Here is a 16,580-nt window from a genome sequence, read left to right on the forward strand (position 1 = left end):
CGCCTCCCGCCGGGAGGACCGGAAGCGAGTCCCACAGTACTCGTCGCCCCTCGTGAGGGGCGGACGTACGGGAATCTTTCGGGAAGCGTGGGCGGGGTACCGACCAGGGCACCCGGTGGGTGTTCCACCCCCGTATCGCGGTCTCAGGGACCGCACCCCCTTGGTTGGGAAATCTCTAGGGATTTCTTCGTAGAGGGAGTGCGACACGCCCGACCGCGTGGGTCGGAGGTGGAGCGGTGTTCCAAGGGACACGGCCCGGCGGGTTCCAGGGCGTTAAACAAGAGACAGGACTACGAAGTAGCCATGGCGGGACAGAAGATCCGCATCCGGCTCAAGGCCTACGACCACGAGGTCATCGACTCTTCGGCGAAGAAGATCGTCGAGACGGTGACCCGTACCGGTGCGTCGGTCGCGGGCCCGGTGCCGCTGCCCACTGAGAAGAACGTGTACTGCGTCATCAAGTCGCCGCACAAGTACAAGGACTCGCGCGAGCACTTCGAGATGCGCACGCACAAGCGCCTCATCGACATCCTCGACCCCACGCCGAAGACGGTCGACTCGCTCATGCGTCTCGACCTGCCGGCTGGTGTCGACATCGAGATCAAGCTCTGAGGTGACGCGCGAGATGGCTAAGAACATCAAGGGCATCCTGGGCGAGAAGCTCGGCATGACGCAGGTCTGGGACGAGAACAACCGGGTTGTCCCGGTGACCGTCGTCAAGGCCGGTCCGAACGTCGTGACCCAGGTGCGTACGAACGACATCGACGGCTACGAGTCGGTCCAGATCGCCTTCGGCGAGATCGACCCGCGCAAGGTGAACAAGCCCCTCAAGGGTCACTTCGCCAAGGCCGACGTCACCCCGCGCCGCCACCTGGTGGAGCTCCGCACCGCTGACGCCACCGAGTACACGCTCGGCCAGGAGATCACCGCCGAGGTCTTCGAGGCCGGCGTGAAGGTCGACGTCACCGGTAAGAGCAAGGGCAAGGGCTTCGCCGGTGTCATGAAGCGCCACAACTTCCGTGGTGGCAAGGCCTCCCACGGTGCGCACCGCGTGCACCGCAAGCCCGGCTCGATCGGTGGCTGCGCCACCCCGGGCCGTGTCTTCAAGGGCATGCGCATGGCCGGTCGCATGGGCAACGAGCGTGTGACCACCCAGAACCTGACCGTTCACGCCGTTGACGCGGAGAAGGGCCTGCTGCTCATCAAGGGCGCGGTTCCTGGTCCGAACGGCGGCCTCGTCCTGGTCCGCACCGCGGCCAAGGGGGCCTGAGGATATGAGCACCATTGACATTCTGTCGCCCTCCGGCGACAAGACCGGGACCGTCGAGCTCCCGGCCGAGATCTTCGACGCCAAGATCAGCATCCCGCTGATCCACCAGGTCGTCGTCGCGCAGCTGGCCGCCGCCCGTCAGGGTACGCACAAGGTCAAGTCGCGTGGCGAGGTCCGTGGTGGCGGTCGGAAGCCGTACCGCCAGAAGGGCACCGGCCGCGCCCGTCAGGGTTCGACCCGCGCCCCGCAGTTCGCCGGTGGTGGCGTCGTGCACGGTCCCGTGCCGCGTGACTACTCGCAGCGGACCCCGAAGAAGATGAAGGCCGCCGCCCTGCGCGGTGCCCTCTCCGACCGGGCGAACCACTCCCGCATCCACGTCGTCTCCGGCGTGGTCGAGGGTGCTGCCTCCACCAAGGCCGCCAAGACGCTGTTCGGCAAGATCTCGGAGCGCAAGAACCTGCTCCTGATCGTCGAGCGCTCCGACGAGGCCGCGTGGCTGTCCGCCCGCAACCTGCCCCAGGTGCACATCCTGGAGCCGGGCCAGCTGAACACGTACGACGTGATGCGATCCGACGACGTGGTCTTCACCCAGGCCGCCCTCGAGTCCTTCGTGTCTGGCCCCAAGGCCGCTGACATTGAGGGGAACGAAGCCTGATGGCCGAGATCACCAGCAAGACCTTCACGGACCCGCGCGACATCCTCGTCAAGCCGGTTGTCTCCGAGAAGAGCTACGCGCTGCTCGACGAGAACAAGTACACGTTCATCGTCGTGCCCACCGCCAACAAGACCCAGATCAAGCAGGCCGTCGAGGCGGTCTTCTCGGTCAAGGTCGCCGGGGTCAACACGATCAACCGTCAGGGCAAGCGCAAGCGCACCCGCACCGGTTTCGGCAAGCGCGCCAACACCAAGCGCGCCATCGTGACCCTTGCTGAGGGCAACCGAATCGACATCTTCGGCGGCCCGACCGCCTAACGGCGGTCGAGTCGTCCGATATCGGACGAGGACTGAGAAATGGGTATCCGCAAGTACAAGCCGACGACGCCGGGACGCCGTGGCGCCTCCGTCGCCGACTTCGTCGAGATCACGCGGTCCACGCCGGAGAAGTCGCTGGTCCGCCCGCTGCACAGCAAGGGTGGCCGTAACAACACCGGTCGTGTGACCGTCCGTCACCAGGGTGGTGGCCACAAGCGCGCCTACCGCGTGATCGACTTCCGTCGTCACGACAAGGACGGCGTGCCGGCCAAGGTCGCTCACATCGAGTACGACCCGAACCGCACCGCTCGCATCGCGCTGCTCCACTACGCGGACGGCGAGAAGCGCTACATCATCGCCCCGCGCGGTCTCGCGCAGGGTGACCGGGTGGAGAACGGCCCCACGGCCGACATCAAGCCCGGCAACAACCTGGCCCTCCGCAACATCCCGGTCGGTACCACGATCCACGCGATCGAGCTCCGTCCCGGCGGTGGCGCCAAGTTCGCCCGCTCCGCAGGTGCCTCCGTGCAGCTGCTCGCGAAGGAGGGCACGATGGCCCACCTCCGCATGCCGTCTGGCGAGATCCGCCTGGTCGACGCTCGCTGCCGCGCCACCATCGGTGAGGTCGGCAACGCCGAGCAGTCGAACATCAACTGGGGTAAGGCCGGCCGCAAGCGCTGGCTGGGCGTCCGCCCGACCGTCCGCGGTGTGGCGATGAACCCGGTTGACCACCCGCACGGTGGTGGTGAGGGCAAGACCTCCGGTGGTCGTCACCCGGTCTCCCCGTGGGGTCAGAAGGAGGGTCGTACTCGTTCGCCGAAGAAGGCTTCGAACAAGTACATCGTCCGCCGCCGCAAGACGAACAAGAAGCGCTAGGAGCGGGTTTAGATGCCGCGCAGTCTCAAGAAGGGACCCTTCGTTGACGGCCACCTCGTAAAGAAGGTGGACGCCCAGAACGAAGCCGGTACCAAGAACGTCATCAAGACCTGGTCCCGTCGCTCGATGATCATCCCCAGCATGCTGGGTCACACCATCGCGGTGCACAACGGCAAGACCCACGTCCCGGTGTTCGTCACCGAGTCGATGGTCGGCCACAAGCTCGGCGAGTTCTCGCCGACGCGCACCTTCCGGGGTCACGTCAAGGAAGACCGGAAGTCGAAGCGCCGCTAGTAGCGGATCGCATTCAGACACGTAAGTAACTGAGAGGGACAACCATGGAAGCCAGGGCCCAGGCGCGGTACATCCGCGTTACGCCCATGAAGGCCCGCCGCGTGGTGGACCTGATCCGTGGCATGGATGCCACGGAGGCTCAGGCTGTTCTGCGATTCGCTCCGCAGGCAGCCTCCGTGCCGGTCGGCAAGGTGCTCGACAGCGCCATTGCCAACGCCGCGCACAACTACGACCACACGGACGCCTCCTCGCTGGTCATCAGCGAGGCGTACGTCGACGAGGGCCCGACCCTGAAGCGGTTCCGTCCGCGTGCCCAGGGCCGTGCCTACCGGATCCGCAAGCGGACCAGCCACATCACCGTGGTCGTCAGCAGCAAGGAAGGAACCCGGTAATGGGCCAGAAGGTAAACCCGCACGGGTTCCGGCTCGGCATTACCACCGACTTCAAGTCGCGTTGGTACGCCGACAAGCTGTACAAGGACTACGTCAAGGAAGACGTCGCCATCCGTCGGATGCTGACGTCCGGCATGGAGCGCGCCGGCATCTCGAAGGTTGAGATCGAGCGCACCCGTGACCGTGTCCGCGTGGACATCCACACCGCTCGCCCGGGCATTGTCATCGGTCGCCGTGGCGCCGAGGCCGACAAGATCCGCGGCCAGCTGGAGAAGCTGACCGGCAAGCAGGTTCAGCTGAACATCCTCGAGGTCAAGAACCCCGAGGTCGACGCTCAGCTGGTGGCCCAGGCCGTCGCCGAGCAGCTGTCCTCCCGCGTCTCCTTCCGTCGGGCCATGCGCAAGAGCATGCAGTCCGCCATGAAGGCCGGCGCCAAGGGCATCAAGATCCAGTGTGGTGGCCGTCTCGGCGGCGCCGAGATGTCCCGCTCGGAGTTCTACCGCGAGGGTCGTGTGCCGCTGCACACGCTGCGCGCGAACGTCGAGTACGGCTTCTTCGAGGCCAAGACGACCTTCGGCCGCATCGGCGTGAAGGTCTGGATCTACAAGGGCGACGTCAAGAACATCGCCGAGGTCCGCGCCGAGAACGCTGCTGCCCGCGCCGGCAACCGCCCGGCCCGTGGTGGCGCTGACCGCCCGGCCCGTGGTGGCCGCGGTGGCGAGCGTGGCGGTCGCGGTCGCAAGCCGCAGCAGGCTCCCGCTGCCGAGGCCCCCAAGGCCGACGCCGCCGCCGCTCCGGCTGCTGAGAGCACCGGAACGGAGGCCTGACCGAAATGCTGATCCCCCGTAGGGTCAAGCACCGCAAGCAGCACCACCCGAAGCGCAACGGTATGTCCAAGGGTGGCACGCAGGTTGCGTTCGGCGAGTACGGCATTCAGGCCCTCACCCCGGCCTACGTGACCAACCGCCAGATCGAGGCCGCGCGTATCGCGATGACCCGCCACATCAAGCGTGGCGGCAAGGTCTGGATCAACATCTACCCGGACCGCCCGCTCACGAAGAAGCCTGCCGAGACCCGCATGGGTTCCGGTAAGGGTTCCCCGGAGTGGTGGATCGCGAACGTCAAGCCCGGTCGGGTGATGTTCGAGCTGTCCTACCCGAACGAGAAGATCGCGCGTGAAGCCCTGACTCGTGCGGCCCACAAGCTGCCGATGAAGTGCAAGATCGTTAAGCGCGAGGCAGGTGAGCTGTGATGTCGGCCGGTACCAAGGCGTCCGAGCTGCGCGAGCTGGGCAACGAGGAGCTTGTCGCCAAGCTCCGCGAGGCCAAGGAAGAGCTGTTCAACCTCCGCTTCCAGGCGGCCACGGGTCAGCTCGAGAACCACGGCCGTCTGCGGGCGGTCCGTAAGGACATCGCCCGTATCTACACCCTCATGCGCGAGCGTGAGCTCGGCATTGAGACGGTGGAGAACGCCTGATGAGCGAGAACAACGTGACTGAGAACGAGCGCAACGCCCGCAAGGTGCGTGAGGGCCTGGTCGTCAGCGACAAGATGGACAAGACCGTCGTCGTCGCCGTTGAGGACCGCGTCAAGCACGCGCTGTACGGCAAGATCATCCGCCGTACGAACAAGCTCAAGGCTCACGACGAGCAGAACCAGGCCGGCGTCGGCGACCGCGTCCTCCTCATGGAGACGCGCAAGCTGTCCGCCTCGAAGCACTGGCGTGTCGTCGAGATCCTCGAGAAGGCCAAGTAATTCCCGTCAGGGAACTGCGAAGGTAAGCAATCCCTCCTAGGGGGACTCCCTAGGAATCGTTCCGCCAGGCTCGGCAGGGGCCCACTCACCGTGGTGCCCCCGCCGGGAACCGGCAGACAATCAGGAGATAGACGTGATCCAGCAGGAGTCGCGACTTCGTGTTGCCGACAACACTGGTGCGAAGGAGATCCTTTGCATCCGTGTTCTCGGTGGCTCGGGTCGCCGCTACGCGGGCATCGGTGACGTCATCGTCGCCACCGTCAAGGACGCGATCCCCGGTGGCAACGTGAAGAAGGGTGACGTCGTCAAGGCGGTCATCGTTCGCACCGTCAAGGAGCGTCGCCGCCAGGACGGCTCGTACATCCGCTTCGACGAGAACGCCGCCGTCATTCTGAAGAACGACGGCGACCCTCGCGGCACCCGTATCTTCGGCCCGGTCGGCCGTGAGCTGCGCGAGAAGAAGTTCATGAAGATCATCTCGCTCGCGCCGGAGGTGCTGTAAGCATGAAGATCAAGAAGGGCGACCTGGTCCAGGTCATCACCGGTAAGGACAAGGGCAAGCAGGGCAAGGTCATCGCGGCCTACCCGACCGAGTCCCGCGTCCTCGTCGAGGGTGTCAACCGGGTCAAGAAGCACACGAAGGCCGGCCCGAACCAGGCCGGTGGCATCGTGACCACCGAGGCCCCGGTCCACGTGAGCAACGTTCAGCTCGTCGTGGAGAAGGACGGCAAGAAGGTCGTCACCCGCGTCGGTTACCGCTTCGACGACAACGGCAACAAGGTTCGCGTTGCCAAGCGCACGGGTGAGGACATCTGATGGCTACCACTCCGCGTCTGAAGACGAAGTACCGCGAGGACATCGCGGGCAAGCTGCGTGACGAGTTCAAGTACGAGAACGTCATGCAGGTTCCCGGCCTCGTGAAGATCGTGGTCAACATGGGTGTCGGCGACGCCGCCCGTGACTCGAAGCTGATCGATGGCGCGATCCGCGACCTCACCACGATCACCGGTCAGAAGCCGGCCGTCACCAAGGCCCGCAAGTCCATCGCGCAGTTCAAGCTGCGCGAGGGTCAGCCGATCGGTGCCCACGTCACGCTCCGTGGCGACCGCATGTGGGAGTTCCTGGACCGCACCCTGTCGCTGGCGCTGCCGCGCATCCGCGACTTCCGCGGCCTGTCCCCGAAGCAGTTCGACGGCCGTGGCAACTACACCTTCGGTCTCACGGAGCAGGTCATGTTCCACGAGATCGACCAGGACAAGATCGACCGCGTCCGGGGTATGGACATCACCGTGGTTACCACGGCGACCAACGACGACGAGGGCCGTGCCCTTCTGCGTCACCTCGGCTTCCCGTTCAAGGAGGCGTAAGCGAGATGGCGAAGAAGGCTCTCATCGCGAAGGCTGCCCGCAAGCCCAAGTTCGGTGTGCGTGGGTACACCCGCTGCCAGCGCTGCGGTCGCCCCCACTCCGTGTACCGCAAGTTCGGCCTGTGCCGCGTGTGCCTTCGTGAGATGGCTCACCGTGGCGAGCTGCCGGGCGTGACCAAGAGCTCCTGGTAATTCCCCCTCGCCCTTTGGGCGTTGGTGAATGACCGGAGTCTCTCGGTAAGCACTGGGTTGGCGGCCGCCCGTCCCCGCATGGCTTAGGCTAGTGGGGTTGGGCGTCCGCCGCCCGTACGACTTACTACGCCGCAGGTCCACCGCACCGCACCCGCCTCGTCTCGGTTCGAGGAGAGGGATGGCGCAACAGGAAACCCCGGCGAGAGAGGCCGAAGGCCAATTCATGACCATGACTGATCCGATCGCAGACATGCTCACGCGTCTGCGTAACGCGAACTCGGCGTACCACGACACCGTGACGATGCCGCACAGCAAGATCAAGTCGCACATCGCGGAAATCCTCCAGCAGGAGGGCTTCATCACCGGCTGGAAGGTCGAGGACGCCGAGGTCGGCAAGAACCTCGTTCTCGACCTGAAGTTCGGTCCGAACCGTGAGCGCTCCATCGCGGGCATCAAGCGGATCTCGAAGCCGGGCCTCCGGGTTTACGCGAAGTCCACCAACCTGCCGAAGGTCCTCGGTGGCCTGGGCGTGGCGATCATCTCCACGTCCCACGGTCTCCTGACCGGCCAGCAGGCAGGCAAGAAGGGCGTAGGTGGGGAAGTCCTCGCCTACGTCTGGTAGTCGGGAACGGAGGAATAGCTAATGTCGCGTATTGGCAAGCTGCCTATCCAGGTTCCCGCCGGCGTGGACGTCACCATCGACGGGCGCACGGTCACGGTCAAGGGTTCCAAGGGCACCCTGACCCACACCGTCGCCGCTCCGATCGAGATCGTTAAGGGCGAGGACGGCGTTCTGAACGTCACCCGTCCGAACGACGAGCGTCAGAACAAGGCCCTTCACGGCCTGTCCCGCACGCTGGTGGCCAACATGATCACCGGTGTGACCCAGGGTTACGTGAAGGCGCTCGAGATCAGCGGTGTCGGTTACCGCGTGGCCGCGAAGGGCTCCGCTCTGGAGTTCCAGCTCGGTTACAGCCACCCGATCCTGATCGAGGCGCCCGAGGGCATCTCGTTCAAGGTCGAGTCGCCGACCAAGTTCGCGGTCGAGGGCATCGACAAGCAGAAGGTCGGCGAGGTCGCCGCCAACATCCGCAAGCTTCGCAAGCCCGACCCGTACAAGGCCAAGGGCGTGAAGTACGCGGGCGAGGTCATCCGCCGCAAGGTCGGAAAGGCTGGTAAGTAAGCCATGGCATACGGTGTGAAGATCGCCAAGGGCGACGCTTACAAGCGCGCTGCTAAGGCGCGTCGCCACCTGCGCATCCGCAAGAGCGTGTCGGGTACGACGGAGCGTCCGCGCCTCGTCGTGACGCGTTCGAACCGCGGTATCACCGCTCAGGTCATCGATGACCTCAAGGGTCACACCCTGGCGTCGGCGTCCCACCTGGACACGTCGATCCGCGGTGGCGAGGGCTCGAAGTCCGCGCAGGCCCAGCAGGTCGGCGCCCTGGTCGCCGAGCGCGCCAAGGCCGCCGGTGTCGAGACCGTCGTGTTCGACCGTGGTGGCAACAGGTACGCCGGGCGCATTGCCGCTCTGGCTGACGCCGCCCGCGAAGCCGGGCTGAAGTTCTAAGCCCCGGTTCCGGGACTAACGGACGTAACAGAGAGAGGTATTCCAATGGCTGGACCCCAGCGCCGCGGCAGCGGTGCCGGTGGCGGCGAGCGGCGGGACCGGAAGGGCCGCGACGGTGGCGCTGCCGCCGCCGAGAAGACCGCGTACGTTGAGCGCGTAGTCGCGATCAACCGCGTCGCCAAGGTTGTCAAGGGTGGTCGCCGCTTCAGCTTCACCGCGCTGGTCGTGGTGGGCGACGGTGACGGCACCGTGGGTGTCGGTTACGGCAAGGCCAAGGAGGTGCCGGCCGCCATCGCCAAGGGTGTTGAGGAGGCCAAGAAGCACTTCTTCAAGGTCCCCCGTATCCAGGGCACCATCCCGCACCCGATCCAGGGCGAGAAGGCCGCGGGCGTCGTCCTGCTCAAGCCGGCTTCCCCCGGTACCGGTGTTATCGCCGGTGGCCCGGTGCGCGCCGTTCTCGAGTGCGCCGGCGTTCACGACATCCTGTCGAAGTCGCTCGGCTCCGACAACGCGATCAACATCGTGCACGCGACCGTGGCGGCCCTCAAGGGCCTGCAGCGTCCCGAGGAGATCGCGGCTCGCCGTGGTCTGCCGCTCGAGGACGTCGCCCCCGCGGCTCTCCTTCGTGCACGTGCTGGGGCGGGTGCGTAATGGCTCGCCTCAAGATCACGCAGACGAAGTCGTACATCGGCAGCAAGCAGAACCACCGTGACACGCTGCGTTCGCTCGGGCTCAAGCGCCTGAACGACGTGGTCGTCAAGGAGGACCGCCCCGAGTTCCGCGGAATGGTGCACACCGTCCGTCACCTCGTGACGGTCGAGGAGGTCGACTGACATGGCGGAGAACAACCCGCTGAAGGTCCACAACCTCCGTCCCGCCCCGGGCGCCAAGACCGCGAAGACCCGTGTGGGTCGTGGTGAGGCGTCGAAGGGTAAGACGGCTGGTCGTGGTACGAAGGGTACGAAGGCCCGTTACCAGGTTCCGGAGCGCTTCGAGGGTGGCCAGATGCCCCTCCACATGCGTCTTCCGAAGCTGAAGGGCTTCAAGAACCCGTTCCGCACCGAGTACCAGGTCGTGAACCTGGACAAGCTCACCGCGCTCTACCCGCAGGGTGGCGAGGTCACGGTGGCCGATCTGGTCGCCAAGGGTGCGGTTCGCAAGAACCAGCTCGTCAAGGTCCTGGGCCAGGGCGAGATCACCGTGGCGCTGCAGGTGACGGTCGACGCCGTCTCCGGCTCCGCCAAGGAGAAGATCGCCGCTGCGGGCGGCACCGTCACCGAGCTCGTCTGAGACGACTCGTTGGCTTGAACATCCGACCGGGGATGCTCCTTATTGGGAGCATCCCCGGTTGGTCGTTCCTAGGGGGCCATGGTCGCCGGTAAGGTGGCGTCTACTGTCTAGAGTGCGTGCGGTATGCCCGTGTGCTCTCTGGGTGGGCCCTTATCCAGTCGAACCTCAAGACCGTCACCTCTGACGCACGTGCGCGGGGGTCGCAGGAGGCACCGTGCTCACCGCGTTCGCCCAGGCGTTCAAGACGCCTGACCTGCGCAAGAAGCTGCTCTTCACACTCGCCATCATCATCATCTACCGATTTGGCGCGCACATCCCGGTTCCCGGTGTCAGCTACAAGAATGTGCAGCTGTGCATCGACCAGGCCCAGAACGGTGGCCTGCTGGGTCTGATGCAGATGTTCAGTGGCGGTGCCCTGCTGCAGATCACCATCTTCGCGCTCGGCATCATGCCGTACATCACCGCGAGCATCATCCTGCAGCTGCTGACCGTGGTGATCCCGCGTCTGGAGGCCCTCAAGAAGGAGGGTCAGGCCGGTACCGCGAAGATCACGCAGTACACGCGTTACCTGACGGTCGCCCTCGCGATCCTCCAGGGCACCGGCCTCGTCGCCACCGCCCGTACCGGCTCGCTCTTCAGCGGCTGTTCCGTGGCGAACCAGATCGTCCCGAACGACTCGATCTTCACCACCGCCACCATGGTCATCACCATGACCGCGGGCACCTGCATGGTCATGTGGCTCGGCGAGCTCATCACCGACCGCGGCATCGGCAACGGCATGTCGATCCTGATGTTCATCTCGATCGCCGCCGGCTTCCCGGGCCAGCTGTGGGCCATCAAGACCAGCGGCAAGCTGGCCAAGGGCTGGATCGAGTTCGGCACCGTCATCCTCATCGGCTTCGTGATGGTGGCCCTCGTGGTCTTCGTCGAGCAGGCCCAGCGCCGGATCCCGGTGCAGTACGCGAAGCGCATGATCGGCCGCCGTTCGTACGGTGGTACGTCCACGTACATCCCGCTCAAGGTGAACCAGGCGGGTGTGATCCCCGTCATCTTCGCCTCGTCGCTGCTCTACATCCCGGCGCTCGTCGCGCAGTTCTCGAACTCGACGGCCGGCTGGAAGACCTGGATCGAGTCGCACTTCGTCAAGGGCGACCACCCGTACTACATCGCCGCCTACTTCCTCCTGATCGTGTTCTTCGCCTTCTTCTACGTGGCGATCTCGTTCAACCCCGAGGAAGTCGCCGACAACATGAAGAAGTATGGTGGCTTCATCCCGGGTATCCGGGCTGGTCGACCTACTGCCGAGTATCTGAGCTACGTGCTCAACCGGATCACTTGGCCGGGCTCGCTGTATCTGGGTCTGATCGCTCTTGTGCCGACGATGGCGTTGGCGGGCTTCGGTGGTGCCAACCAGAACTTCCCGTTCGGCGGCACCAGCATCCTCATCATCGTGGGTGTCGGTCTCGAGACCGTGAAGCAGATCGAGAGCCAGCTCCAGCAGCGCAATTACGAAGGGTTCCTCCGCTGATGCGAATCGTCCTCGTCGGACCGCCCGGGGCCGGCAAGGGAACGCAGGCCGCGTTCCTTGCCAAGAACCTGGACATCCCGCACATCTCCACGGGTGACCTGTTCCGTGCCAACATCTCCAAGGGCACCGAGCTGGGCCTGAAGGCGAAGGCGTTCATGGACGCCGGCGACCTCGTCCCGGACGAGGTCACCATCGGGATGGCCAAGGACCGCATGGAGCAGCCCGACGCCGTGAACGGCTTCCTGCTCGACGGGTTCCCGCGCAACGTGGCCCAGGCCGAGGCTCTTGACGAGGCCCTCAAGGCCGACGGCATGCAGCTGGACGCGGTCTTGGACCTGGAGGTCCCCGAGGACGAGGTCGTGAAGCGGATCGCGGGCCGCCGCGTCTGCCGTACCGACTCCGCGCATGTCTTCCACGTGACGTACAACGCTCCGAAGACCGAGGGCGTCTGCGACGTCTGCGGCGGCGAGCTGTTCCAGCGCCCGGACGACTCCGAGGAGACGGTCCGCCGGCGCCTGGAGGTCTACCACAAGCAGACCGAGCCGATCATCGACTACTACCGGGCCCAGGGCCTGGTGGCGACGATCTCGGCGCTCGGCAAGGTGGACGAGGTCACGGCGCGTGCCATGGAAGCCCTGAAGAAGTAACCAGTCCCCGGCTCCGGCCGGACTGGAGCGATACGGCCGCGGTTCCCCGGGAGGGGTGCCGCGGCCGTATCGTTGTATCGATCCCCGTACTCGATGGAAAGGCCGCGGCCACGATGGTGCAGATCAAGACCCCCGAGCAGATCGCGAAGATGCGCGAGGCGGGGCTGGTCGTCGCGGCCATCCACGCGGCGACCCGTGAGGTCGCCGTGCCCGGCGCGACCACCCGGGACCTGGACGAGGCGGCCCGCAAGGTGATCGCCGACCACGGCGCGAAGTCGAACTTCCTCGGCTACGGCGGCTTCCCGGCGACCATCTGCACCTCGGTCAACGAGGTCGTGGTCCACGGCATCCCCGACGAGAAGACCGTCCTGAAGGACGGCGACATCATCTCCATCGACTGCGGCGCGATCGTCGACGGCTGGCACGGCGACGCCGCGTACACCGCCTTCGTCGGCACCGGTCACGCCCCGGAACTCGTCGAGCTGTCGCGGGTGACGGAGGAGTCGATGTGGGCCGGCATCGCCGCCATGCGCGTCGGCGCCCGCCTGGTCGACGTCTCGCGCGCGATCGAGTCGTACATCAAGCGCCAGCCGCGCCCGGCCATGGGCGACCACAGCCTCGGCCGCTACGGGATCATCGAGGACTACGGCGGCCACGGCATCGGCACCGAGATGCACATGGACCCGCATCTGCTGAACTACGTCGCCCGCAAGCGCGGCAAGGGCCCGAAGCTGGTCCCCGGCTTCTGCCTGGCGATCGAGCCGATGATCTCCCTCGGCACCCCGAAGACCGAGGTCCTCGCCGACGACTGGACCGTCATCACCACGGACGGCACCTGGTCCTCGCACTGGGAGCACAGCGTTGCCCTGACCGAGGAGGGCCCGCTGGTCCTCACCGCGGTCGACGGCGGCAAGGCGAAGCTGGCGGAGCTGGGCATCACGGCGGCGCCGGACCCGCTCGCGTAAGAGCACCACGGCCCCCGGGATGTCCCGGTGGGCCCGCGTAATGATCTTCAGGCTGGGGCAGACTGTCCGGATTCGTATTTTCCAGGTGGCTGGCGTAGACTGACGCGTCGGCTCTCGTATACCCGTGTGTCCGCACCCGGCGACGAGAGTCGATCAAGGTAGCCGATTCGAAAGGCGAAGCGTGGCCAAGAAGCAAGGTGCCATCGAAATCGAGGGCACCGTGATCGAGTCCCTGCCGAACGCCATGTTCAAGGTAGAGCTCCAGAACGGTCACAAGGTCCTCGCGCACATCTCCGGAAAGATGCGGATGCACTACATCCGTATCCTCCCGGACGACCGCGTCGTGGTGGAGCTGTCTCCGTACGACCTGACGCGGGGCCGGATCGTCTACCGATACAAGTAGATCTTGCCCGCACCCCGCCTCCGCGCGCGGGTGGTGGCACTGACCCGGAGAACCTCACATCCCATGAAGGTCAAGCCGAGCGTCAAGAAGATCTGCGACAAGTGCAAGGTGATCCGCCGTCACGGCCGGGTCATGGTCATCTGCGACAACCTGCGCCACAAGCAGCGCCAGGGCTGACGCACGCCGACCGACCTGCATTTCGCAGTCTTCGCGCGACGCATAGCAATACGTACATACGCAGAACCCGTCGGGCCGTGATCCACGGCTGACGGCACCTCCGGCGGGGGCCGGGGACCCGACCTGTACCTGATACGGCAGCCGGGAGTGGTTCTGCAGCAGACCCCCGAGAACACAGGAGCCATTGAATGGCACGCGTTTCCGGTGTTGACATCCCGCGCGAAAAGCGTGTGGTGGTCGCACTCACCTACGTCTTCGGCATCGGGCGTACCCGGTCCGAGGAGATTCTCGCCGCGACCGGCGTGAACCCGTCCACCCGTGTCCGCGACCTTGCCGAGGAAGACCTCGTCAAGATCCGCGAGTACGTGGACGCCAACCTCCAGACCGAGGGTGACCTCCGCCGCGAGATCGCCGCCGACATCCGCCGCAAGGTCGAGATCGGCTGCTACCAGGGTCTGCGCCACCGTCGTGGCCTGCCCGTCCGCGGTCAGCGCACCAGCACGAACGCTCGTACCCGCAAGGGCCCGCGTCGCGCCATCGCCGGCAAGAAGAAGCCGGGCAAGAAGTAGTCCTCAGCGGACGCTTGACCAAGCGGTCTTCGCTGTAGGACCGACCACCTCCCGTAGGAGTATGAGATGCCCCCCAAGGGTCGTCAGGGCGCTGCCAAGAAGGTGCGCCGCAAGGAAAAGAAGAACGTCGCTCACGGCCACGCGCACATCAAGAGCACGTTCAACAACACGATCGTCTCGATCACGGACCCGTCCGGCAACGTGATCTCCTGGGCCTCCGCCGGCCACGTCGGCTTCAAGGGCTCGCGCAAGTCCACCCCGTTCGCCGCGCAGATGGCCGCCGAGTCGGCCGCTCGCCGCGCGCAGGAGCACGGCATGCGCAAGGTCGACGTCTTCGTCAAGGGTCCCGGCTCCGGCCGTGAGACCGCGATCCGTTCCCTCCAGGCCACCGGCCTCGAGGTGGGCTCGATCCAGGACGTCACCCCCACCCCGCACAACGGCTGCCGTCCGCCGAAGCGCCGCCGCGTCTGACCTCGGTCAGGTCGTAGCGGACGCACCTGTGCGTTCTTGAGTGTCCGGGCGGTACGGCTCCCCAGGAGCGGTGCCGCCCGTACCCTTGCTGTATCAGCGGACGTCAAATAGTGGGCGTCCTCGACTGAAGGAAACGAAGACATGCTTATCGCTCAGCGTCCGTCGCTGACCGAAGAGGTCGTCGACGAGTTCCGCTCCCGGTTCGTCATCGAGCCGCTGGAGCCGGGCTTCGGCTACACCCTCGGCAACTCGCTCCGCCGCACCCTGCTCTCGTCGATCCCCGGCGCCGCTGTCACCAGCATCCGCGTCGACGGTGTCCTGCACGAGTTCACCACCGTGCCGGGTGTGAAGGAAGACGTCACCGACATCATCCTGAACATCAAGCAGCTGGTCGTCTCCTCGGAGCACGACGAGCCGGTCGTGATGTACCTGCGCAAGCAGGGCCCGGGTCTGGTCACCGCCGCCGACATCGCCCCGCCGGCCGGTGTCGAGGTGCACAACCCCGACCTGGTCCTCGCCACGCTCAACGGCAAGGGCAAGCTGGAGATGGAGCTGACCGTCGAGCGCGGTCGCGGCTACGTCTCCGCCGTGCAGAACAAGCAGGTCGGCCAGGAGATCGGCCGTATCCCGGTCGACTCCATCTACAGCCCCGTGCTGAAGGTCACCTACAAGGTCGAGGCGACCCGAGTCGAGCAGCGCACCGACTTCGACAAGCTCATCGTCGACGTCGAGACCAAGCAGGCCATGCGCCCGCGTGACGCCATGGCGTCGGCCGGCAAGACCCTGGTCGAGCTGTTCGGTCTCGCCCGCGAGCTGAACATCGACGCCGAGGGCATCGACATGGGTCCGTCCCCGACGGACGCCGCCCTGGCCGCCGACCTGGCGCTGCCGATCGAGGAGCTGGAGCTCACGGTCCGCTCCTACAACTGCCTCAAGCGCGAGGGCATCCACTCCGTGGGTGAGCTCGTGGCGCGTTCCGAGGCCGACCTGCTCGACATCCGCAACTTCGGTGCGAAGTCGATCGACGAGGTCAAGGCGAAGCTGGCCGGCATGGGCCTGGCCCTGAAGGACAGCCCGCCCGGATTCGACCCGACCGCCGCCGCCGACGCCTTCGGCGCCGACGACGACGCGGACGCGGGCTTCGTCGAGACCGAGCAGTACTAAGGACTCGGGCCGGAAACGGCCCGGATCATGCTGTGGGTCCGTTCCGGCGGACCCCACAGTGCCCCGCGTCCCCCTGGGGGGCGTGGGTCTCCGACAGGTAACCGCCTGCTCGGATACTGACCCCGGTACCTGATACGGCCAGGGCAGACACTGAGGAGAAAACCATGCCGCGTCCCGCGAAGGGCGCCCGCCTCGGCGGTTCCGCCGCGCACGAGAAGCTGCTGCTCGCCAACCTGGCGAAGTCGCTCTTCGAGCACGGCCGCATCACGACGACCGAGGCCAAGGCCCGCCGCCTGCGTCCGGTCGCCGAGCGCCTGATCACCAAGGCGAAGAAGGGCGACATCCACAACCGTCGCCTGGTGCTGCAGACGATCACCGACAAGGGCATCGTCCACACCCTCTTCACCGAGATCGCCCCGCGCTACTCCGAGCGCCCGGGTGGCTACACCCGTATCACCAAGATCGGCAACCGTCGTGGCGACAACGCCCCGATGGCCGTGATCGAGCTGGTCGAGGGCGAGATCGCCAAGAAGGCGACCGTCGCCGAGGCCGAGGCCGCCACCAAGCGCGCCGTCAAGGAGGCCGACGAGGCCGCGCAGGACGCCTGAGCGTTCTGATCGATCTCGTGGGCGGGCCCGCACCCCTTGGGGTGCGGGCCCGTTCCGTATCTTCGCGGGTAC

Annotated in this window: 30 protein-coding genes; all 30 read left to right on the forward strand. The window is 66.0% G+C overall.

Features of this window, described 5'->3' with window-relative positions:
- The first annotated feature begins 303 nt into the window (after nt 1-303).
- Nucleotides 304-612, forward strand: coding sequence for a 30S ribosomal protein S10 (gene rpsJ / locus ACGFRB_RS02860; RefSeq protein ID WP_003948644.1), 309 nt, complete (start codon nt 304-306; stop codon nt 610-612).
- A 13-nt stretch (nt 613-625) separates the two neighbouring features.
- Nucleotides 626-1,270, forward strand: a complete 645-nt coding sequence (rplC, locus tag ACGFRB_RS02865) for a 50S ribosomal protein L3 (protein WP_361236644.1) — start codon at nt 626-628, stop codon at nt 1,268-1,270.
- Between the two features lie 4 nt (nt 1,271-1,274).
- Nucleotides 1,275-1,925 carry a 50S ribosomal protein L4 gene (gene rplD / locus ACGFRB_RS02870; protein WP_363009718.1) on the forward strand — a complete coding sequence of 217 codons (651 nt, stop codon included), beginning with the start codon at nt 1,275-1,277 and terminating at the stop codon, nt 1,923-1,925.
- On the forward strand, nt 1,925-2,242 hold the full coding sequence (rplW, locus tag ACGFRB_RS02875) for a 50S ribosomal protein L23 (protein WP_363009716.1): 318 nt from the start codon (nt 1,925-1,927) through the stop codon (nt 2,240-2,242). The genes rplD and rplW overlap by 1 nt, the downstream gene beginning before the upstream one ends.
- Before the next feature lie 39 nt (nt 2,243-2,281).
- Nucleotides 2,282-3,118: a 50S ribosomal protein L2 gene (gene rplB / locus ACGFRB_RS02880; protein ID WP_361236649.1), complete on the forward strand. Its 837-nt coding sequence runs from the start codon at nt 2,282-2,284 to the stop codon at nt 3,116-3,118.
- A 12-nt stretch (nt 3,119-3,130) separates the two neighbouring features.
- The gene (gene rpsS, locus ACGFRB_RS02885) at nt 3,131-3,412 is read left to right on the forward strand and encodes a 30S ribosomal protein S19 (RefSeq protein WP_361236652.1); all 282 of its coding nucleotides are present in this window, start codon (nt 3,131-3,133) and stop codon (nt 3,410-3,412) included.
- 44 nt (nt 3,413-3,456) lie between these two features.
- Nucleotides 3,457-3,804 carry a 50S ribosomal protein L22 gene (rplV, locus tag ACGFRB_RS02890; protein ID WP_004571827.1) on the forward strand — a complete coding sequence of 116 codons (348 nt, stop codon included), beginning with the start codon at nt 3,457-3,459 and terminating at the stop codon, nt 3,802-3,804.
- Nucleotides 3,804-4,631, forward strand: a complete 828-nt coding sequence (gene rpsC, locus ACGFRB_RS02895; protein ID WP_128985132.1) for a 30S ribosomal protein S3 — start codon at nt 3,804-3,806, stop codon at nt 4,629-4,631. The genes rplV and rpsC overlap by 1 nt, the downstream gene beginning before the upstream one ends.
- 5 nt (nt 4,632-4,636) lie before the next feature.
- Nucleotides 4,637-5,056, forward strand: coding sequence for a 50S ribosomal protein L16 (rplP, locus tag ACGFRB_RS02900; protein WP_030494257.1), 420 nt, complete (start codon nt 4,637-4,639; stop codon nt 5,054-5,056).
- Nucleotides 5,056-5,280 (forward strand): 50S ribosomal protein L29, encoded by a 225-nt coding sequence (gene rpmC, locus ACGFRB_RS02905; protein WP_030494258.1) that lies wholly within the window; start codon nt 5,056-5,058, stop codon nt 5,278-5,280. The genes rplP and rpmC overlap by 1 nt, the downstream gene beginning before the upstream one ends.
- Nucleotides 5,280-5,558, forward strand: coding sequence for a 30S ribosomal protein S17 (gene rpsQ, locus ACGFRB_RS02910; RefSeq protein ID WP_363009713.1), 279 nt, complete (start codon nt 5,280-5,282; stop codon nt 5,556-5,558). Before rpmC ends, rpsQ begins: the two co-directional genes overlap by 1 nt.
- Before the next feature lie 133 nt (nt 5,559-5,691).
- The gene (gene rplN / locus ACGFRB_RS02915; protein WP_003956455.1) at nt 5,692-6,060 is read left to right on the forward strand and encodes a 50S ribosomal protein L14; all 369 of its coding nucleotides are present in this window, start codon (nt 5,692-5,694) and stop codon (nt 6,058-6,060) included.
- Nucleotides 6,061-6,062: 2 nt separating this feature from the next.
- Nucleotides 6,063-6,374 carry a 50S ribosomal protein L24 gene (rplX, locus tag ACGFRB_RS02920; RefSeq protein WP_361236660.1) on the forward strand — a complete coding sequence of 104 codons (312 nt, stop codon included), beginning with the start codon at nt 6,063-6,065 and terminating at the stop codon, nt 6,372-6,374.
- On the forward strand, nt 6,374-6,925 hold the full coding sequence (gene rplE / locus ACGFRB_RS02925; protein WP_361236663.1) for a 50S ribosomal protein L5: 552 nt from the start codon (nt 6,374-6,376) through the stop codon (nt 6,923-6,925). Before rplX ends, rplE begins: the two co-directional genes overlap by 1 nt.
- Nucleotides 6,926-6,930: 5 nt before the next feature.
- Entirely contained in the window at nt 6,931-7,116 is a 186-nt protein-coding gene (locus ACGFRB_RS02930; RefSeq protein ID WP_003948630.1) for a type Z 30S ribosomal protein S14, read from the forward strand.
- A 223-nt stretch (nt 7,117-7,339) separates the two neighbouring features.
- Nucleotides 7,340-7,738, forward strand: a complete 399-nt coding sequence (gene rpsH, locus ACGFRB_RS02935; protein ID WP_361236666.1) for a 30S ribosomal protein S8 — start codon at nt 7,340-7,342, stop codon at nt 7,736-7,738.
- Nucleotides 7,739-7,759: 21 nt separating this feature from the next.
- Nucleotides 7,760-8,299, forward strand: a complete 540-nt coding sequence (gene rplF / locus ACGFRB_RS02940) for a 50S ribosomal protein L6 (RefSeq protein ID WP_363009709.1) — start codon at nt 7,760-7,762, stop codon at nt 8,297-8,299.
- A 3-nt stretch (nt 8,300-8,302) separates the two neighbouring features.
- Complete coding sequence (rplR, locus tag ACGFRB_RS02945; RefSeq protein WP_393238101.1) at nt 8,303-8,686, forward strand: 50S ribosomal protein L18; 384 nt, start codon at nt 8,303-8,305, stop codon at nt 8,684-8,686.
- Between the two features lie 45 nt (nt 8,687-8,731).
- Nucleotides 8,732-9,337: a 30S ribosomal protein S5 gene (gene rpsE / locus ACGFRB_RS02950; protein WP_005313527.1), complete on the forward strand. Its 606-nt coding sequence runs from the start codon at nt 8,732-8,734 to the stop codon at nt 9,335-9,337.
- Nucleotides 9,337-9,519: a 50S ribosomal protein L30 gene (gene rpmD, locus ACGFRB_RS02955; protein WP_005313525.1), complete on the forward strand. Its 183-nt coding sequence runs from the start codon at nt 9,337-9,339 to the stop codon at nt 9,517-9,519. The genes rpsE and rpmD overlap by 1 nt, the downstream gene beginning before the upstream one ends.
- Nucleotide 9,520: 1 nt before the next feature.
- Nucleotides 9,521-9,976 (forward strand): 50S ribosomal protein L15, encoded by a 456-nt coding sequence (rplO, locus tag ACGFRB_RS02960; RefSeq protein ID WP_361236675.1) that lies wholly within the window; start codon nt 9,521-9,523, stop codon nt 9,974-9,976.
- A gap of 214 nt (nt 9,977-10,190) precedes the next feature.
- Nucleotides 10,191-11,504, forward strand: coding sequence for a preprotein translocase subunit SecY (gene secY / locus ACGFRB_RS02965; protein WP_361236678.1), 1,314 nt, complete (start codon nt 10,191-10,193; stop codon nt 11,502-11,504).
- Complete coding sequence (locus ACGFRB_RS02970) at nt 11,504-12,151, forward strand: adenylate kinase (RefSeq protein ID WP_393238106.1); 648 nt, start codon at nt 11,504-11,506, stop codon at nt 12,149-12,151. The genes secY and ACGFRB_RS02970 overlap by 1 nt, the downstream gene beginning before the upstream one ends.
- A 113-nt stretch (nt 12,152-12,264) precedes the next feature.
- Nucleotides 12,265-13,116 (forward strand): type I methionyl aminopeptidase, encoded by an 852-nt coding sequence (map, locus tag ACGFRB_RS02975; protein WP_393238109.1) that lies wholly within the window; start codon nt 12,265-12,267, stop codon nt 13,114-13,116.
- Nucleotides 13,117-13,297: 181 nt separating this feature from the next.
- Nucleotides 13,298-13,519, forward strand: a complete 222-nt coding sequence (infA, locus tag ACGFRB_RS02980) for a translation initiation factor IF-1 (protein WP_003956442.1) — start codon at nt 13,298-13,300, stop codon at nt 13,517-13,519.
- Between the two features lie 63 nt (nt 13,520-13,582).
- Entirely contained in the window at nt 13,583-13,696 is a 114-nt protein-coding gene (gene rpmJ / locus ACGFRB_RS02985) for a 50S ribosomal protein L36 (RefSeq protein WP_003956441.1), read from the forward strand.
- Nucleotides 13,697-13,884: 188 nt separating this feature from the next.
- On the forward strand, nt 13,885-14,265 hold the full coding sequence (rpsM, locus tag ACGFRB_RS02990) for a 30S ribosomal protein S13 (RefSeq protein WP_015035595.1): 381 nt from the start codon (nt 13,885-13,887) through the stop codon (nt 14,263-14,265).
- 66 nt (nt 14,266-14,331) lie between these two features.
- Nucleotides 14,332-14,736, forward strand: a complete 405-nt coding sequence (gene rpsK / locus ACGFRB_RS02995) for a 30S ribosomal protein S11 (RefSeq protein WP_003956432.1) — start codon at nt 14,332-14,334, stop codon at nt 14,734-14,736.
- A 141-nt stretch (nt 14,737-14,877) separates the two neighbouring features.
- A complete protein-coding gene (locus ACGFRB_RS03000; protein ID WP_384860999.1) occupies nt 14,878-15,900 on the forward strand; it encodes a DNA-directed RNA polymerase subunit alpha in 1,023 nt (340 codons plus the stop codon).
- A 164-nt stretch (nt 15,901-16,064) separates the two neighbouring features.
- A complete protein-coding gene (gene rplQ / locus ACGFRB_RS03005) occupies nt 16,065-16,508 on the forward strand; it encodes a 50S ribosomal protein L17 (RefSeq protein ID WP_361233441.1) in 444 nt (147 codons plus the stop codon).
- Nucleotides 16,509-16,580 lie beyond the last annotated feature (72 nt).

Source organism: Streptomyces sp. NPDC048718 (assembly GCF_043198875.1).
In the GTDB taxonomy this organism is placed as follows: domain Bacteria; phylum Actinomycetota; class Actinomycetes; order Streptomycetales; family Streptomycetaceae; genus Streptomyces.

Bases quoted from the DNA above. Each gene is read 5' to 3' on its own strand.
- rpsJ (WP_003948644.1), top strand. From the start codon at position 304: ATGGCGGGACAGAAGATCCGCATCCGGCTCAAGGCCTACGACCACGAG.
- rplC (WP_361236644.1), top strand. From the start codon at position 626: ATGGCTAAGAACATCAAGGGCATCCTGGGCGAGAAGCTCGGCATGACG.
- rplD (WP_363009718.1), top strand. From the start codon at position 1,275: ATGAGCACCATTGACATTCTGTCGCCCTCCGGCGACAAGACCGGGACC.
- rplW (WP_363009716.1), top strand. From the start codon at position 1,925: ATGGCCGAGATCACCAGCAAGACCTTCACGGACCCGCGCGACATCCTC.
- rplB (WP_361236649.1), top strand. From the start codon at position 2,282: ATGGGTATCCGCAAGTACAAGCCGACGACGCCGGGACGCCGTGGCGCC.
- rpsS (WP_361236652.1), top strand. From the start codon at position 3,131: ATGCCGCGCAGTCTCAAGAAGGGACCCTTCGTTGACGGCCACCTCGTA.
- rplV (WP_004571827.1), top strand. From the start codon at position 3,457: ATGGAAGCCAGGGCCCAGGCGCGGTACATCCGCGTTACGCCCATGAAG.
- rpsC (WP_128985132.1), top strand. From the start codon at position 3,804: ATGGGCCAGAAGGTAAACCCGCACGGGTTCCGGCTCGGCATTACCACC.
- rplP (WP_030494257.1), top strand. From the start codon at position 4,637: ATGCTGATCCCCCGTAGGGTCAAGCACCGCAAGCAGCACCACCCGAAG.
- rpmC (WP_030494258.1), top strand. From the start codon at position 5,056: ATGTCGGCCGGTACCAAGGCGTCCGAGCTGCGCGAGCTGGGCAACGAG.
- rpsQ (WP_363009713.1), top strand. From the start codon at position 5,280: ATGAGCGAGAACAACGTGACTGAGAACGAGCGCAACGCCCGCAAGGTG.
- rplX (WP_361236660.1), top strand. From the start codon at position 6,063: ATGAAGATCAAGAAGGGCGACCTGGTCCAGGTCATCACCGGTAAGGAC.
- rplE (WP_361236663.1), top strand. From the start codon at position 6,374: ATGGCTACCACTCCGCGTCTGAAGACGAAGTACCGCGAGGACATCGCG.
- ACGFRB_RS02930 (WP_003948630.1), top strand. From the start codon at position 6,931: ATGGCGAAGAAGGCTCTCATCGCGAAGGCTGCCCGCAAGCCCAAGTTC.
- rpsH (WP_361236666.1), top strand. From the start codon at position 7,340: ATGACCATGACTGATCCGATCGCAGACATGCTCACGCGTCTGCGTAAC.
- rplF (WP_363009709.1), top strand. From the start codon at position 7,760: ATGTCGCGTATTGGCAAGCTGCCTATCCAGGTTCCCGCCGGCGTGGAC.
- rplR (WP_393238101.1), top strand. From the start codon at position 8,303: ATGGCATACGGTGTGAAGATCGCCAAGGGCGACGCTTACAAGCGCGCT.
- rpsE (WP_005313527.1), top strand. From the start codon at position 8,732: ATGGCTGGACCCCAGCGCCGCGGCAGCGGTGCCGGTGGCGGCGAGCGG.
- rpmD (WP_005313525.1), top strand. From the start codon at position 9,337: ATGGCTCGCCTCAAGATCACGCAGACGAAGTCGTACATCGGCAGCAAG.
- rplO (WP_361236675.1), top strand. From the start codon at position 9,521: ATGGCGGAGAACAACCCGCTGAAGGTCCACAACCTCCGTCCCGCCCCG.
- ACGFRB_RS02970 (WP_393238106.1), top strand. From the start codon at position 11,504: ATGCGAATCGTCCTCGTCGGACCGCCCGGGGCCGGCAAGGGAACGCAG.
- map (WP_393238109.1), top strand. From the start codon at position 12,265: ATGGTGCAGATCAAGACCCCCGAGCAGATCGCGAAGATGCGCGAGGCG.
- rpmJ (WP_003956441.1), top strand. From the start codon at position 13,583: ATGAAGGTCAAGCCGAGCGTCAAGAAGATCTGCGACAAGTGCAAGGTG.
- rpsM (WP_015035595.1), top strand. From the start codon at position 13,885: ATGGCACGCGTTTCCGGTGTTGACATCCCGCGCGAAAAGCGTGTGGTG.
- rpsK (WP_003956432.1), top strand. From the start codon at position 14,332: ATGCCCCCCAAGGGTCGTCAGGGCGCTGCCAAGAAGGTGCGCCGCAAG.
- ACGFRB_RS03000 (WP_384860999.1), top strand. From the start codon at position 14,878: ATGCTTATCGCTCAGCGTCCGTCGCTGACCGAAGAGGTCGTCGACGAG.
- rplQ (WP_361233441.1), top strand. From the start codon at position 16,065: ATGCCGCGTCCCGCGAAGGGCGCCCGCCTCGGCGGTTCCGCCGCGCAC.